This is a genomic window from Pseudomonas sp. GOM7, assembly GCF_026723825.1.
Taxonomy (GTDB): Bacteria; Pseudomonadota; Gammaproteobacteria; order Pseudomonadales; family Pseudomonadaceae; genus Aquipseudomonas.
In genome coordinates this window covers 4,497,208-4,512,031 of record NZ_CP113519.1, presented here as the reverse complement: position 1 = coordinate 4,512,031, position 14,824 = coordinate 4,497,208, and the positions used below count along the sequence as shown (strand labels likewise).

At 65.8% G+C, this 14,824-nt stretch carries 12 protein-coding genes and 1 riboswitch; of the genes, 6 read left to right on the top strand and 6 right to left on the bottom strand.

The features are described 5' to 3' along the window. Positions 1-85 precede the first annotated feature (85 nt). From OU800_RS20005 to OU800_RS19990, 4 genes are read right to left on the bottom strand one after another with little or no spacing between them, the layout of a single operon-like run. The gene (locus tag OU800_RS20005) at positions 86-718 is read right to left on the bottom strand and encodes a DUF6962 family protein (protein ID WP_268179092.1); all 633 of its coding nucleotides are present in this window, start codon (positions 716-718) and stop codon (positions 86-88) included. Continuing rightward, positions 718-2,007: a glutamate-1-semialdehyde 2,1-aminomutase gene (gene hemL / locus OU800_RS20000; RefSeq protein ID WP_268179091.1), complete on the bottom strand. Its 1,290-nt coding sequence runs from the start codon at positions 2,005-2,007 to the stop codon at positions 718-720. Before hemL ends, OU800_RS20005 begins: the two co-directional genes overlap by 1 nt. A gap of 22 nt (positions 2,008-2,029) precedes the next feature. After that, the gene (gene thiE, locus OU800_RS19995; RefSeq protein WP_268179090.1) at positions 2,030-2,653 is read right to left on the bottom strand and encodes a thiamine phosphate synthase; all 624 of its coding nucleotides are present in this window, start codon (positions 2,651-2,653) and stop codon (positions 2,030-2,032) included. Then, positions 2,650-3,447, bottom strand: a complete 798-nt coding sequence (locus tag OU800_RS19990; RefSeq protein ID WP_268179089.1) for a bifunctional hydroxymethylpyrimidine kinase/phosphomethylpyrimidine kinase — start codon at positions 3,445-3,447, stop codon at positions 2,650-2,652. Before OU800_RS19990 ends, thiE begins: the two co-directional genes overlap by 4 nt. 197 nt (positions 3,448-3,644) lie before the next feature. Here OU800_RS19990 and OU800_RS19985 point away from each other — a divergent pair, with 197 nt between their 5' ends. From OU800_RS19985 to OU800_RS19975, 3 genes are all read left to right on the top strand, one after another. After that, complete coding sequence (locus OU800_RS19985; protein ID WP_268179088.1) at positions 3,645-6,038, top strand: hybrid sensor histidine kinase/response regulator; 2,394 nt, start codon at positions 3,645-3,647, stop codon at positions 6,036-6,038. Between the two features lie 198 nt (positions 6,039-6,236). Then, positions 6,237-6,878, top strand: coding sequence for a TetR/AcrR family transcriptional regulator (locus OU800_RS19980; protein ID WP_268179087.1), 642 nt, complete (start codon positions 6,237-6,239; stop codon positions 6,876-6,878). Beyond that, entirely contained in the window at positions 6,875-8,524 is a 1,650-nt protein-coding gene (locus tag OU800_RS19975) for an acyl-CoA dehydrogenase family protein (protein WP_268179086.1), read from the top strand. Before OU800_RS19980 ends, OU800_RS19975 begins: the two co-directional genes overlap by 4 nt. A 233-nt stretch (positions 8,525-8,757) precedes the next feature. On the opposite strand, the gene OU800_RS19970 is transcribed toward OU800_RS19975, so the two are convergent. Next, positions 8,758-9,501, bottom strand: a complete 744-nt coding sequence (locus OU800_RS19970) for a carbonic anhydrase (protein ID WP_268179085.1) — start codon at positions 9,499-9,501, stop codon at positions 8,758-8,760. 323 nt (positions 9,502-9,824) lie between these two features. Next, positions 9,825-10,028, top strand: a riboswitch (cobalamin riboswitch). Positions 10,029-10,067: 39 nt separating this feature from the next. Here OU800_RS19970 and OU800_RS19965 point away from each other — a divergent pair. After that, positions 10,068-10,751 carry an energy-coupling factor ABC transporter permease gene (locus OU800_RS19965; RefSeq protein ID WP_268179084.1) on the top strand — a complete coding sequence of 228 codons (684 nt, stop codon included), beginning with the start codon at positions 10,068-10,070 and terminating at the stop codon, positions 10,749-10,751. 100 nt (positions 10,752-10,851) lie between these two features. Next, positions 10,852-12,324 carry an AMP nucleosidase gene (gene amn / locus OU800_RS19960; RefSeq protein ID WP_268179083.1) on the top strand — a complete coding sequence of 491 codons (1,473 nt, stop codon included), beginning with the start codon at positions 10,852-10,854 and terminating at the stop codon, positions 12,322-12,324. Positions 12,325-12,428: 104 nt separating this feature from the next. On the opposite strand, the gene OU800_RS19955 is transcribed toward amn, so the two are convergent. Further along, positions 12,429-13,400, bottom strand: coding sequence for a threonine dehydratase (locus OU800_RS19955; RefSeq protein WP_268179082.1), 972 nt, complete (start codon positions 13,398-13,400; stop codon positions 12,429-12,431). A gap of 80 nt (positions 13,401-13,480) precedes the next feature. Between OU800_RS19955 and OU800_RS19950 the strand changes: the two genes are divergently transcribed. Beyond that, complete coding sequence (locus tag OU800_RS19950) at positions 13,481-14,824, top strand: aminotransferase-like domain-containing protein (RefSeq protein ID WP_268179081.1); 1,344 nt, start codon at positions 13,481-13,483, stop codon at positions 14,822-14,824.

The following is a 14,824-nucleotide window of genomic DNA, read 5'->3' as shown; positions in this document are numbered from 1 at the left end:
GTTCGGGGCGGGTTACGGGCCCGGCCGGCGCGATACGTGCCGACCGATGCATTATGGAATAAACCGCGCGCTTGTTACAAAGCCTTTACCGCACCGGGTTGCGGGCGCTCCCCGGCAGGCTCAGCAGTAGCCAGGCCAGCAAGGGGTAAGCCGCTGCAAGCAGCAGGTGGAACAGGTCGACACGGCGCAGTGGCCCGATCACGCCCTCGCTGCCCACCGCCAGGCCAGCCAGCAGCAACAGGCCCACCACGGCGGCTGCAGTAATCGCGGGGGGACGGCGTGGCCACTGCAGCGCACCGGCATAGAGGATCAGCGCCAGCGTCGCCAGATGCAGCGCCAGGCGATAGTCCTCCAGATGGCCGAACTGGCGGAACAGCTCGAAGAAGGCGCACAGCCCGAGGACGATGCGCCCCCAGTTCGGCCGGCTCCAGGCCCAGCCACGGCCCAGTGCCAAGGCGGCGGCGCCGAGCAGCGGCAGGCCGAGAAAGGCGCTGGCCTGGGAGAGCCACAGGTGCGCGGCCTGCCAGCTCGGGTCGAAGCCGTAGCGAATCACGCCGACACTGGCCGCTGCCGCCGGCAGCAGGAAACCGAGCAGGGCGCAGAACAGCGCCGGCTGATCGCCCTCGCCATGCCGCCTGCGTGCCCGAGCAATCAGCCAGGCGCAGGTGGCGCAAGCCAGGGCCAGCAAGGCATCGCTGAAGGCGGTGCTGTACTGCATCAGGCTTTTTTCAGCTCGGCGAAGGCGCGCTCGGCAGCGGCGAAGGTGATTTCCAACTCCTTGTCGCCATGGGTGATGGAGGTGAAACCGGCCTCGAAGGCGCTCGGTGCCAGGTATACGCCGCCGTCCAGCATCAGGTGGAAGAAGCGGTTGAAGCGCGCGCTGTCGCTGGCCATCACGTCGGCGAAGGTGACGATGTCGTCGGCGCCGCTAAAGTACAGGCCGAACATGGCACCGGCCTGGGTGGTGACGAAGGGAATGCCGGCGGCATCGGCGCGTTGTTGCAGGCCATCGAGCATGCGTGTGGTGTAGTCGCTCAGCTCGGCGTGGAAGCCAGGACGGCTGATCAGCTTGAGGGTGGTCAGGCCAGCGGCCATGGCCAGCGGGTTACCCGACAGGGTGCCGGCCTGGTACACCGGGCCGAGCGGGGCGATGCACTCCATGATCATGCGCTTGCCGCCGAAGCAGCCGACCGGCATGCCGCCACCGATGATCTTGCCGAAGGTGGTCAGATCCGGGGTGACGCCGTAGTGCGCCTGGGCACCACCGAGGGCGATGCGGAAGCCGGTCATCACTTCGTCGAAGATCAGCACCACACCATGCTTGTCGCACTGCTCGCGCAGGCCTTCGAGGAAGCCCGGCGCCGGCGGCACGCAGTTCATGTTGCCGGCCACCGGCTCGACGATGATGCACGCCACTTCCTTACCGACCTGCGTCAGGCATTCGGCCACGGCGTCGATGTCGTTGAACGGCAGGGTCAGGGTGTGCTTGGCGAAGGCCGCCGGCACGCCAGCGGAGTTCGGCACGCCCTGGGTCAGGGCGCCAGAGCCGGCCTTGACCAGCAGGCTGTCGGAGTGACCGTGGTAGCAGCCCTCGAACTTGATGATGCTGTCGCGGCCGGTGTAGCCACGGGCCAGGCGGATGGCGCTCATGGTCGCCTCGGTGCCGGAGCTGACCATGCGCACCATCTCCATCGACGGCACCAGCGAGCACACCAGCTCGGCCATCTCGGTTTCCAGCGCGGTCGGCGCGCCGTAGGACAGGCCATGCTCCAGTTGCCGGCGCACCGAGTCGAGCACGTCCGGGTGGCTGTGGCCGAGGATCATCGGGCCCCAGGAGCCGACGTAATCGACGTAGCGCTTGTCGTCTTCGTCCACCACATAGGCGCCTTCGGCGTGCTTGAAGAACAGCGGCGTGCCACCGACGCTGCGGAAGGCGCGCACCGGTGAGTTGACGCCGCCGGGGATGTGCTTCTGGGCGTTGGCGAAGAGGATTTCGGAACGGGACATGACAGGTTCTCTCTGCAAAAGGTCAATCGAACAGCGCGGCGAAGGCGCGGGCGCGGTCTTCCACCTCAAGGGCGGAGTCCGCAGCGAACAGGGCGTGGATCACCGCGACCAGGCTGGCGCCGTGGGCGATCAGGCCAGGGGCGGTGTCCAGGGTCACGCCGCCGATGGCAACGATGGGCTGGGTAAAGCGTGCGCGGGCCTGATCCAGCAGCTCCAGGGTGGCAGCCGGTGCGCCGGGCTTGGTGTGGGAATTGAAGAAGCGGCCGAAGGCGATATAGCTGGCGCCTTCGACGACGGCACGTTCGGCCAGCTCTAGCTGGGCATGGCAGGTGCCGCCGAGCACCACATCTGCGCCGAGGTGGGCGCGGGCGGCGGCCAGCGAGCCGTCGCTCTGGCCCAGGTGCAGGCCGACGCCCAGGCGCGCGGCCAGTTCCAGGTCGTCGTTGATGATCAGCGTGGCGTCGTGGCGCTGGCACAGCTCGGCCAGGGCCTGGGCTTCATCGAAACGGCGCACGGCATCGGCGGACTTGTCGCGGTACTGCAGCAGACGCGCGCCGCCGCTCAGCGCCGCTTCGGCGTAGGGCAGCAGCTTGCCGCCGGCCAGCAAAGGCGTATCGGTAATGGCGTAGAGGCCGCGAAGATTCATGCACCGAAATCCAAAGGCAGGCGGCGTGGCACGTACTGGCCGTGGCCGGGTTGCTCGGCATCGCGCAGGGTGCGCCAAGTGTAATCCAGGGCACTGTTCACGGCGCTGACCAGTTCTTCGCCCAGGGCCAGGCGACCGGCCAGGGTGCTGGCCAGGGTGCAACCGGAGCCATGGTAGCTACCGGGCAGGCGCGCGCAGGTGAAGGTATGACGGCTGCCATCGCGGCTATAGAGGCGGTTGTGCACCTCGGCTTCGTCGCCGTGGCCGCCAGTGATCAGCAGGTGCTCGATAAAGGGCAACAGCTTTTCGGCGCATTCATCCGCGCTGCCTTGCGGCAGTTCGGCGAGGATGCGCGCTTCCGGCAGGTTCGGCGTGGCGATGGTGGAGACGGCGAACAGGCGTTCGCGCATGGCATAGCCGACGTCGTCCTTGCCCAGCGCGCCGCCGCCGCCGGCGCGCAGTACCGGGTCGCAGACCAGCGGCACGCCTGGCAATTGGCTCATCACTTCGAGCACGGTGTCGACCATGTCCACCGAGCCGAGCATGCCCAGCTTGACGGCGGCCACCGGCATGTCGGCGATCACGGCACGGGTCTGGGCCAGTACCCAGCCGCGGTCGAGTACGCGAAAATCACTGACATTGACCGTGTCCTGCACGGTCAGCGCGGTCACTGCCGGGGCAGCGTGGCAGCCCTGGGCGAGCAGGGCTTCGATATCGGCCTGCAGGCCAGCACCACCGCTGGGGTCGTGACCGGACATGCACAGCACTACGGGGCGAAAGTTTGGCGTTTTCATGGTGCGCGAGCTTATCACTAACCGTTGTTACGGGCCGCTCCTGTGACGCTGTCCGGCAGAAAAGTGGGGCGAATCTGGCCAAGTGCCCAGGCAGCCCCTAGAGTAGTGCGTTTCGTTTATCAAGTTTCCCTGGCGCAGCGATTCGGGCGGTGGAGTCACGCACTCCCGCTGGCGCTCGACAGGCTTCGTGGGGTCGTATGGGTCGCCTGTTCCTGCTCGTGTTGAGCCTGGTTCTTTCTTCGTTCGTCGCTGCAGCCACCTTCGACGAGCAGATGCGCGCGCTGCCGCTGGGGCAGAGCATCTATGTGTTCGAGGACGTGCGCGGCGACGCCAGCATCGACGATATCGTCTCGCCGGCGCTGGAGCGCAGCTTCATCCAGCATGACCAGTCCGTGCTCAATGCCGGTTACTCGCGCTCGGTGTTCTGGTTGCGCCTGGATCTGGAGTATCGGCCGCAGCAGTCGAGCGGCCCGCGTTCCTGGTTGCTGGAGCTGGCCTACCCGCCTCTCGACCATGTGGAGCTCTACGAGCAGGAAGGTGGCGGACGTTTCCATCTGACCCAGCGCACGGGCGATGCCCTGCCATTCGACAGTCGCCAGCTCCGCCAGAACAACTACCTGTTCGAGCTGCTGTTGCACCCCGGTGAGCCCAAGCGCCTGTACCTGCGTCTGGAGAGCCAGGGGTCGATCCAGGCGCCGCTGACCCTGTGGGCACCCAACGCTTATCTGGAAGACCAGCCAGGGCGCATCTACGTGCTCGGCATCATCTACGGCGTGCTGCTGGTGATGCTGGTGTACAACCTGTTCATCTACCTCAGCGTGCGTGACACCAGCTACCTCTACTACATCCTCTACATCGCTTCGTTCGGCCTGTATCAGGTGTCGGTCAACGGTGCCGGCATCGAGTACTTCTGGCCCAACAGCCCCTGGTGGGCCAATGCCGCCACGCCCTTTTTGATCGGTTCGGCGTCCTTGTTCGGCTGCCAGTTCGCCCGCAGCTTCCTGCACACCGCCGAGCACAGCCCCTGGGTCGACCGCGGGCTGATGTTGCTGATGGCCTGTGGTGCGACGGTGATGGTGCTGGCACTGACCATCAGCTACGCCACGGCGCTGCGCCTGGCCACCTACCTGGCGCTGTGTTTCACCGTGCTGATCTTCGCCGCCGGCATCCTGGCCTGGCTGCGCGGCATGCGCGTGGCGCGTTACTTCATCTTCGCCTGGACGGCCTTCCTAGCCGGTGGCGCGATCAACACACTGATGGTGCTGGGTTATCTGCCCAACGTATTCCTCACCATGTACGCCAGCCAGATCGGTTCGGCCATCGAGGTCGGTCTGTTGTCGTTGGCGTTGGCCGACCGTATCAACGCGATGAAGGAAGAGCGTGCGCGGATCCTCCAGGATGCCAGCCACAAACTCGAAGCGCTGAACCAGGAACTGGCCGACAGCAACCGCTTCAAGGACGAGTTCCTCGCCACCGTCACCCATGAGCTGCGCACGCCGATGAACGGTGTGATCGGCTCGCTGGAGCTGATGCAGACGGTGAAGATGGATGTCGAGCTGGAGCAGTACCAGAAGACCGCTGCCGCCTCGGCGCGCGACATGATGCGCATGGTCAACGACATCCTCGCGCTCACCGAGCTGCAGGCCGGCAAGCTCTACCCACGGCGGCAGGTCTTCAGCCTGCGTAGCCTGTTCGATGACCTGCGCGCGCAGTACGCCCCCCGGGCCGAAGACAAAGGCCTGGTGTTCCATCTGAGCCTCGACGACAGCCTGCCGGACGTTGTCGAAGGCGACGCCGACAAGCTGGCCCAGGCCCTGGGTTACCTGCTGGACAATGCCATTAAGTTCACCCATGAAGGTGAGGTTCGCCTGCAGGTCATGGCCGCTGGACGGGCGGGCGACAGCGTGCCGCTCAGGGTTCAGGTCAGCGACACCGGCATTGGTTTCGACCCTGACCAGGACATGCTCTACCAGCGCTTCCGCCAGATCGATGGTTCCATGACGCGCAAGTACGGCGGCCTCGGCATCGGCCTGGCATTGTGCAGGCAACTGGTGGATCTGCTCGGCGGCAGCCTGGAGCATCATTCCGTGCCAGGACAGGGCAGTCGCTTTCTCGTCGAGGTGCCACTGACGCAGCCGCAGCAGGTGGCTGGCAGCGTACCGCGCCCGGCGCGTGGCCCGGTGGGCAAGGCCGTGCGCACGCCACAGCAATGCACGGTACTGGTAGTCGAGGACAATGCCATCAACCAGTTGGTGACGCGCGGCATGCTGCTCAAGCTCGGCTACCGCGTGCGCACTGCCGACAACGGCGCCGATGCCCTGGAACTACTGCGCAACGAACGGGTGGATGCCGTACTGCTGGACTGCCAAATGCCGATCATGGATGGCTTCGCTACCTGCCGCGCGTTGCGCACGCTGCCAGGCTGTGCTGAGGTGCCGGTGTTGGCGATCACTGCCCATAGCCACAGCGGCGACCGCGAACGCTGCCTGGCGGCCGGCATGAGCGACTACCTGGCCAAGCCGGTGAAGTTCGACGAGTTGCGCGTGCTGCTGCATGACTGGGTGCTGTGCCGCGCCCCGGCGAACGCCTGACCCCTGCGTCCAAACTCCCCTTCCTGTAGGAGCCGGCTTGCCGGCGATGCTCTTCGTCGGTGGCGCGATGATCGCCAGCAAGCTGGCTCCTACAAACAGCACCCCAATGCCTGGTTCGTCCGCCTGTTTGGCCGAAACGCCTCTTTAGCCAAGGTCTGAATCCTGATTCACTCAAGCCAGTGAACGAGGATTCAGACCATGGCCTACCGCCTCAGCGAAGCTCAACTCGACCGTGACCAAGCCCTGCGCGCGCGCATACTCGACTGCGCCCTGCTGCGGGTGGCGGAAGGCGGTTTCGCCGCCCTGACCATGCAGGCCCTGGCCGAGGACGTTGGCATCGCCACCGGCAGCCTGTACCGGCACTTTCGCAGCAAGGGCGAACTGGCTGCCGAGGTCTTTGCCGTGGCCAGTCAGCGTGAGGTGGATGCCCTGGCCGCGGATCTACGCGGGCCAGGGAGTGCCGCTCAGCGCTTGTGCCTGGGCCTGGAAAAATTCGCCGCCCGCGCCTGGCATAGCCGGCGCCTGGCCTTCGCGCTGATCGCCGAGCCGGTGGATACCCAGGTCGACGAGCAACGCCTGCTCTACCGTGAGGCCTACGCCGAACTGTTCATCGACCTGCTCGAGGAAGGTGCGCGCAGCGGCGAGTTTCAGGTCGAGCAGATCGGCCTGGTGGCGGCCTGCCTGGTCGGCGCCATCGCCGAGGCGTTGGTCGGGCCGCTTTCCCCGCCGGCGCGCGCTGCCCGTGAAGCCGGATATCCCACCCTGGAACTGGCCCAGGTCAGCGCCAGCCTTGCCACCTTCTGCCTGCGCGCCGTTGGCGCCAAGGAGACCATGCGATGAAACCCAGCCTGCTCGCCGAAACCCACGAGGTGTTCAACCAGGTGCCTAGCCTGGATGGTGCCAATCTCTATCGCCTCGACCTGCCGCTGCAGGAGTGGGTGCGCCGCTATGGCGGCGCCTGGGCGGACGAGCGCCTTGTTGCCTATGGCGCCCTCGCCGGTGGTTCCCTGATGCAGGCAGGCTTTCTCGCCAACGAAAACAAGCCGCAGTTCAAGAGCCATGATCGCTACGGCAACCGCATCGACCTGGTGGAATTCCACCCGGCCTATCACGAACTGATGCGCACGGCCATCGAGCATGGCCTGCCTTCGCTGCCCTGGATCGACCCGCGTGCTGGCGCCCATGTCGTACGCGCCGGCCTCACCTACATGCACAGCCAGGCCGAGGCGGCCAGTGGCTGCCCGCTGACCATGACCTTCGCCGCCGTGCCGGCCATCCGCCTGCAGCCCAACGTGGCTGAGCAGTGGCTGCCGAAGATCCTGGCCACCGAGTACGACCCGCGTAACCTGCCGATGGAGCAGAAAGCCGGGGTCACCATCGGTATGGCCATGACCGAGAAACAGGGCGGCACCGACGTGCGCGCCAACACCACCCGCGCCTATCCCATCGGCATCGGTGGGCCGGGGCAGGGCTACGAACTGGTCGGGCACAAATGGTTCTGCTCGGCGCCGATGTGCGATGCCTTCCTCACCCTGGCCTACACCGACAAGGGCCTCTCCTGCTTCCTGCTGCCGCGTCACCGCCCGGACGGCACGCGCAACGCCTTCTACATCCAGCGTCTGAAGAACAAGCTGGGCAACTGGGCCAATGCCTCCAGCGAAGTGGAATATCGCGGTGCATTCGCCTGGATGCTCGGCGAGGAAGGGCGTGGCGTACCCACCATCATCGAAATGGTGGCCATGACCCGCTTTGACTGCATGGTTGGCTCCAGTGGCCTGATGCGCCAGGCGTTGACCCAGGCCGCGCACCACTGCGCACACCGCCAGGTGGGCGGCAAGCGGCTGGCCGACCAGCCGCTGATGCAGAACGTGCTCGCTGACCTGGCGCTGGAAAGCGAAGCCGCGCTGGCGCTGTGCATGCGCATGGGCCGCGCGCTCGATCACCTGCATGACGAACAGGAAGACAAGTTCGCCCGCCTGGTCACCGCCGTGGGCAAGTACTGGATCTGCAAGCGCGCGCCGGAAATGATCTATGAAGCCAGCGAATGCATGGGCGGCGCCGGTTACGTCGAGGAAACCATCATGCCGCGCCTGTACCGCGAGGCGCCGGTCAACTCCATCTGGGAAGGCTCGGGTAACGTGCAATGCCTGGACGTGCTGCGTGCGCTGTCCAAGGAGCCCGGCGTGCTCGATGCCTTGTTCGCCGAACTGGGCGACGGTCATGGCGATGCCCGCCTCAAGGCCCATATCCAGCGCCTGAAAGCCGACTTCGCCGACACCGCCGACATCCAGTATCGCGCCCGCCAGCTCACCGAAGACATGGCTGTGGCATTGCAGGCCAAACTGCTGCTGGAGGCCGGCAACAGCGTGGTGAGCGATGCCTTTATCGCCAGCCGCCTGGAAGGCCGTGGCCGTGTCTACGGCACCTTGCCGCGTGGTGTCGATGTCGAGGCGCTGCTGGCGCGTAGCACGCCGCATCTGCTTTGATGCCGGAGCGCTCTTTAACAGGGAAAAGTTGGTAGATTTTTAGCGGCTGATTTTTCCCTTTCGGAACAGTTGATTACGCTAAGTGTGTTCCCCGCGTGAGCGAGGTTGAACCAATCAGGTAATGCTCAACCCGGAGCGTGGAGGCGTGTTTCTCACGCCGAAGTAGCCAGGGGCTCAGGTCAAGTCCGCGATGATGCGATGCACCGGTCATTCAGCCGGTGCATCAGAGCGTTTCAGTCTTCGCTCTCCAGGACGGCTCGCCCATTGAGCGCCTGGATCGGGCGGGCGTTCTTCGCGTACAGGTGCTGGAACTGCGCCAGTTGTTCGTGGGACAGCTCGACTGGCTGTTTAAGTACGCGCCATTGCACGTCTTCACTGCATGGCGGGGTGGTCAGCGAGCCGGCGAAGGCGTAGTAGCCCTGTTGCTGCGGGAGTACGGTTTGTGGCGCGAAGTTGCTTGCCAACTCGACTTTTTCCCCTGCCTTGTCCGGCATGGCCTTGAACACTGAGTCCAGTGCCTGGTTTTTCGCCCCTTCCTTGAACAGCACAGCCACGACCGCCAAATGACCATCGGTAGACTGGTGAACGAAGTGCGCCACCATCGGGAAGCCCTTGCCTGCGATGTGCTCTTCGCTGGGGGTGTGGAAATGAAATTGCACCAGGCGGTAGGGTTTGCCGTCGATCTCGATGCCGCCAGCATTGCTCAGATTCACCTGCACGGTGTGACCATTATTCACCACTTCGGCTGGGCTGGCCTGGTAGTCGAAGGCAATGCGAGGCAGCGATGCGCGGGTTGCATGGCTGATGTCGATCGGCGATTGCGCATGGCCGAGCGCGCAGGTTTCGTAGCCTGGATCCAATTGTGCCCAGTGTTCGGGGCCTTCCTTGCCTTTGTAGCTCCAGTGCGGTTGCTGTTCGGTTGCCATGGCGCCGGTTGTGAACAGAGCTGTTAACGCAACGATCAGGGTCTTCTTCATGTGCGCTCTCGTTACTGGATGAGGGTTCTAAAGGCCCGCGTGGCCCGTAGCCGGTGCGAGTTCGGAAATACTACGCATGGCTTGTAATAAAAAGTTACATCCGCATGGGCGTGGTGTGACGCAGCGCTTATCCGCGGCAGCTTCGGCTGCGTTCAAGACAGTATCCGTTCAGGTGCTAGGCGTTTTGGCAACGGGAGCATCTCGGAGCCTCGCGTAGCTAGCAGGCGTATGGGGGAAAGCTCGGATTGCCGAAGAAGCACATCGCACAGGGCTGAGGTGGGCGGTGCCTTGAACGCGAGTACTGTCTTTTGCCCAAGCTGCGGAGTAAGGTTGCCAGCGATGGTTCCTCCGTGCCCCGGCGCGTGTGGATGAAAAGGGAACAGGGTGCGGCGAATCTCGCCAATGCCCTGGCTGCCCCCGCAACTGTAAACGGCGAACGATGCCCTTCATGCCACTGACTGCGGTCGGGAAGGCGGGCGGAGTACCAAGCCGTGAGCCAGGAGACCTGCCATCGAACCCATCGATCCTCCAACTCGTCGCGCGGTGGGCGCGGCCAAGGAACTTGCATGCATATCGAACCGGGCGTCGTCGAAGGCGCCAAGATCTTCCTCAGTTACGCAACGGCAGTCGGCGCTTTCGGCCTGACGGCCAAACTGGCGCGCGATGCCATTCGCGACAATGGCGGGGCGGCTGCCCTGGCCCTGCGCAGCCTGCTGACCACCGCGTTGGTGTTCTGCTTCTTCGAGGTGTTGCCGCACCATCCCGTGGGCGTTTCCGAGGTGCACCTGATCCTCGGCTCCACCCTGCTGTTGCTGTTCGGTGCGGGTGCCACCGCCATAGGCCTGGCCGCTGGGCTGCTGTTGCAGGGCCTGCTGTTCGCCCCGTTCGATCTGCCGCAGTACGGCATGAATGTCACCACCCTGCTGGTGCCGCTGTGGGCCATCAGCGTGCTGGCCAAGCGCATCGTTGCGCCAGGCACCGCCTATGTCGACCTTTCCTACAAGCAGGCGCTGGCACTGTCGACTGCCTATCAGGGTGGCATCGTCGCCTGGGTCGGCTTCTGGGCCTTCTACGGCCACGGCTTCACCAGCGACAACCTGGCAGCCGTGGGCAGCTTCGGCCTGGCCTATATGAGCGTGATCCTGGTCGAGCCATTGATCGACCTGGGTGTGCTGGCCGGGGCCAAGGCGCTGGCGCGTTTCAGCCAGGGGCCGCTGTTCAACGTGCGTTTGCATCAGGCGGCGGCCTGATGAGGGGGCGCGGCGGCCGAATTCTTCGGTCGCCGCGCTATGTTTTGCCGCGAGGTTGCAGGCAAGATAGGGGCGTTCGTTCAGTCAGGAATACGCCCACGTGAAAGTCTGTTCCGATGATTTCGTCGTTGTTCACACCCCCGAAGAGGCGGTCGACCGCCTGGCCGCGTTGTATGAGGAAGCTACCGGCGCTCTGAGCCAGGCCCTCAAGCGCTATCTCAAGGCGCGCGTGCGCCCGGATGCCGACGAGCACTGCCTGTTCCGTTATCCCGAATTGCGCCTGGCCTACCTGTGTCAGGGCGAGGTGCCGACCACCGTGCGCGCCTATGCCAAGATTCAGGTGCCGGGCATCTACGCCATCACCGTGACCCAGCCGGCGGCCTTCCGCAAATACCTGCTGGAGCAACTGCGCCCGCTGATGAACGACTTCACCCTGCGCGTCGAGGTCGGCCGCAGCCAGCAGAATATCCCCTATCCCTACGTAGTGGAGGGCGGTGACGAGCTGGCCGGCAGTGGCGTGACCGCCGCCGAACTGGCGCGGGTATTCCCCAGCACCGATCTGTCTGCTGCCACCGACGGCACCGCCGATGGCCTGTACGACTGGGAGAACATCGACCCGCTGCCGCTGGCGCTGTTCGACGCGGCACGCACCGACTTCTCGCTCAAGCGCATCCAGCACTACACCGGCAGCGACTGGCGTCATGTGCAGCCGTGGATTCTGCTGACCAACTACCACCGCTACGTCGACCAGTTCATCCGCCATGGCCTGGACATGCTGCAGGGCGACTCGCGTTTCACCCGCATGGTGCTACCGGGCAACGTGGTGGTCGAGCGCGGCATGGCCGAAGGCGAGATGCAGGCGATCATCGAGAACGTGGTCTGGCATCGTTACCAGATGCCGGCCTATCACCTGCAGGCCGCCGACGGCCACGGCATCACCCTGGTCAATATCGGCGTTGGCCCGTCCAACGCCAAGAACATCACCGACCACCTGGCCGTGCTGCGCCCGCACTGCTGGCTGATGATCGGCCACTGCGGCGGCCTGCGTCAGTCGCAGACCATCGGTGACTACGTGCTGGCCCACGCCTATATGCGCCGCGATGGCATTCTCGACCGCGTGCTGCCGCCGAATATCCCGCTGCCGGCGCTGGCCGAGGTGCAGCAGGCGTTGCAGGAGGCCGCCAAGCTGGTCACCGGCGAACAGGGCGACGATCTGAAGAAGCGCCTGCGTACCGGCACCGTGCTGACCTACGACGACCGCAACTGGGAACTGCGCTGGGCGCAGGAACGGCCATTGATCAACCTGTCGCGGGCGGTGGCGGTGGACATGGAGAGCGGCACCATCGCCGCCCAGGGCTATCGCCTGCGGGTGCCCTACGGCACGCTGCTGTGCGTGTCGGACAAACCCCTGCACAGCGAGATCAAGCTGCCCGGCGCGGCCGGCGCCTTCTACGAGCGCGCGGTGACCCAGCACCTGCATATCGGCATCGCCGCGCTGGAGCTGATGCGCAGCCAGCTCAATTCGTTGCATTCGCGCAAGCTGCGCAGCTTCGACGAGCCGCCGTTCCGCTGATGGGCAATCCAGTGGTGAAGGCTTGAACGGGGTCAGCAGGTTGCTGTTTGCCAGTGGTGCGCACAGCGCACCCTACACATTCAGCCACCGCTGGTAGGCGTAGCTCAGGCTGCTGCCGGGGTTTCGTCGCGCAGCAGTTCGGCCAGGGCCTGGCGGTCGATATTGGCGCCGCTGAGCACCACGGCCACGCGCTGGCCGGCGTTGGCTTCGCGCTCCTGCATCATGGCGGCGAGGGCGGCAGCGCCGGCACCTTCGGCGAGGTTGTGGGTGTCTTCGTGGTAGGCGCGGATGGCGGCGCGAATTTCCTCATCATCGACTCGCACGATGCGTGCGGCGCCGGCGCGGAGCATGTCCAGCGTCAGTTGTTGCGGCTGGCGGCAGGCCATGCCGTCGGCCAGGGTCTCGGCGCGTTCGGTCTGCACTAGGCGACCTTGCTCGAAGCTGCGTGCATAGGCATCGGCGCCGCTGGCGACCACGCCAACGATCTCGGTGTCGAGGCCGAGCAGGTCGCGGGTGCGGATCATCGCGCAGATGCCCGAGCCGAGGCCGATGGGCACATAGACCCGGCGCAGATTGGGCACGGCTTCCAGCAGCTCCAGGGCATAGGTGGCCACGCCGCGCACCAGATCCTCATGCAATGACGGCACCCAATGCAGGCCGTCGCGTTCGGCCAGGCGCGCGGCCTCGGCGCGGGCTTCGTCGAAGTCGCGGCCATGTTCGATCACCTCCGCACCGAGCGCGCGCATTGCCGCGTTCTTCTCGCGGGCGTTGCCGTGCGGCACCAGAATGCGAATCGCCAGACCGGCTGCGCGTGCCGCCAATGCCAGGCTCTGGCCATGGTTGCCACGGGTGGCGGTGATCAGGCCACGCACCTGCGGCTCGCGGCGCAGCAGGGCGTCGATATAGACCAGCCCGCCGCGAACCTTAAAGGCGGCAGTCGGGGCGTGGTTCTCGTGCTTGACCCATAGCTCGCAACCGGTGCGCTCGCACAGCAACGGCCAACTTAGCTGTGGCGTGGGGGCCATATGGCGGTGAACCAGTTGGGCGCTCTGGCGCAGTTGGGCGAGGTCGAACATGGCGGGTGCTCCGGGTGGCGTTGACCCGGATGCTAGTGCGGCGCATTGTATGGGTAAATCTTTATATTGCATGGCAAGCAATGTGGCTTCCTGATCTGCAAGACAGCTCCTTACCCACTTACCTGGCACTGGTCGAGGCCATCGCCGCCGCTATCGGCCGTGGCGAACTCAAGCCTGGCGAACGCCTGCCGCCGCAGCGCCGCCTGGCCTGGACGCTGGGCATCAACCCGAGCACGGTGATGCTCGCCTATCGCGAGGCGGCGCGCCGGCACCTGGTTTCCGGTGAGGTCGGGCGTGGCACCTACGTGCTGGCCGGCAGCCGTGAGGCGAGCCTGTTTCGCCTCAAGCAACCGGCCGCGCAGGGCGAGGTCATCGACCTGTCCACCAACGTGCCGGTGCATGATCCGGACAACCACGATCTTTCCGCCAGCCTTGCTGCGCTGGCTGAACGGGGCGAACTGGAGGCGTTGCAGGCTTACCCGTCAGCAGCGCTGGTCGAGCGTGCGCATCTGGCCGGCGCCACCTGGCTGCGCCGCCGTGGACTGGAGCTGGCACCAGGCGGCCTGCTGCTCTGCGCCGGTGCCCAGCAGGGGGTGTCGGCGGCGCTGTTGGCGCTGTGCGAAGCTGGCGAGCCGATTCTGGTGGAGCGCTACACGGCGCCGGGAATCAAGGCCGCCGCGCGTCAGTTGCGCCTGCCGTTGCACGGCGTGGCGATGGACGCACGCGGCATCCTGCCCGATGACCTCGACCGCCTGGCGCGTGCCACCGGAGCCCGTGTCGCGGTGCTTACACCCTGTCTGCAGAACCCTACGGGCGCCAGCCTGGATGCCGAACGCCGCGCGGCCATTGCTGAGGTGGCACGGCGGCGCGGGCTGTGGATCGTCGAGGATGACGTCTACGGCGTACTGGGCAACGAGGCGCCGCTGGCCGTGCAGGCGCCGGAGCGCTGCCTGCTGATCAGCAGTCTGTCCAAGAGCGTTGCGCCGGGCTTGCGTCTGGGTTTTATCGCGGGGGCGCCGGAGCTGCTCGAACGTATCGATCCCGAGGCCCAGGCCACGCGTTGGGCGGTCACGCCGCTGAGCCTGGCGCTGGCCTGTGAGTGGATCGAAAGCGGCATCGCCGAACAGCGCCTGGCCTGGCAGATCGACGAGCTGCAGCAGCGCTGGCGCCTGGCCGCGCGCGTGCTCGGGCCGCGCATGCCGCAGGGCAGGGCGGTGGCACCGCATCTGTGGCTCGATGGCACGCCGCCGGCCGGTTTGGCCGAGGCCTGCCGGCAGCATGGCGTGGAAGTGGTACCGGCCGAGGTGTTCGCGGTGGAGGCCAATCCGGGGCACGCGGTGCGTGTCAGCCTCGCGGCGGCAGCCAGCCGGGTCGAACTCAAGCAGGCGTTGGAGGGGATAGTAGCGGCCTGGCCGCTGGGATAG

What these genes read in the sequence shown, in the direction of transcription:
- OU800_RS19980 (WP_268179087.1), top strand. Translation starts at nt 6,237, where the DNA reads ATGGCCTACCGCCTCAGCGAAGCTCAACTCGACCGTGACCAAGCCCTG.
- OU800_RS19990 (WP_268179089.1), bottom strand. Translation starts at nt 3,447, where the DNA reads ATGAAAACGCCAAACTTTCGCCCCGTAGTGCTGTGCATGTCCGGTCAC.
- hemL (WP_268179091.1), bottom strand. Translation starts at nt 2,007, where the DNA reads ATGTCCCGTTCCGAAATCCTCTTCGCCAACGCCCAGAAGCACATCCCC.
- OU800_RS20005 (WP_268179092.1), bottom strand. Translation starts at nt 718, where the DNA reads ATGCAGTACAGCACCGCCTTCAGCGATGCCTTGCTGGCCCTGGCTTGC.
- OU800_RS19985 (WP_268179088.1), top strand. Translation starts at nt 3,645, where the DNA reads ATGGGTCGCCTGTTCCTGCTCGTGTTGAGCCTGGTTCTTTCTTCGTTC.
- OU800_RS19950 (WP_268179081.1), top strand. Translation starts at nt 13,481, where the DNA reads ATGTGGCTTCCTGATCTGCAAGACAGCTCCTTACCCACTTACCTGGCA.
- OU800_RS19955 (WP_268179082.1), bottom strand. Translation starts at nt 13,400, where the DNA reads ATGTTCGACCTCGCCCAACTGCGCCAGAGCGCCCAACTGGTTCACCGC.
- OU800_RS19970 (WP_268179085.1), bottom strand. Translation starts at nt 9,501, where the DNA reads ATGAAGAAGACCCTGATCGTTGCGTTAACAGCTCTGTTCACAACCGGC.
- OU800_RS19965 (WP_268179084.1), top strand. Translation starts at nt 10,068, where the DNA reads ATGCATATCGAACCGGGCGTCGTCGAAGGCGCCAAGATCTTCCTCAGT.
- thiE (WP_268179090.1), bottom strand. Translation starts at nt 2,653, where the DNA reads ATGAATCTTCGCGGCCTCTACGCCATTACCGATACGCCTTTGCTGGCC.
- OU800_RS19975 (WP_268179086.1), top strand. Translation starts at nt 6,875, where the DNA reads ATGAAACCCAGCCTGCTCGCCGAAACCCACGAGGTGTTCAACCAGGTG.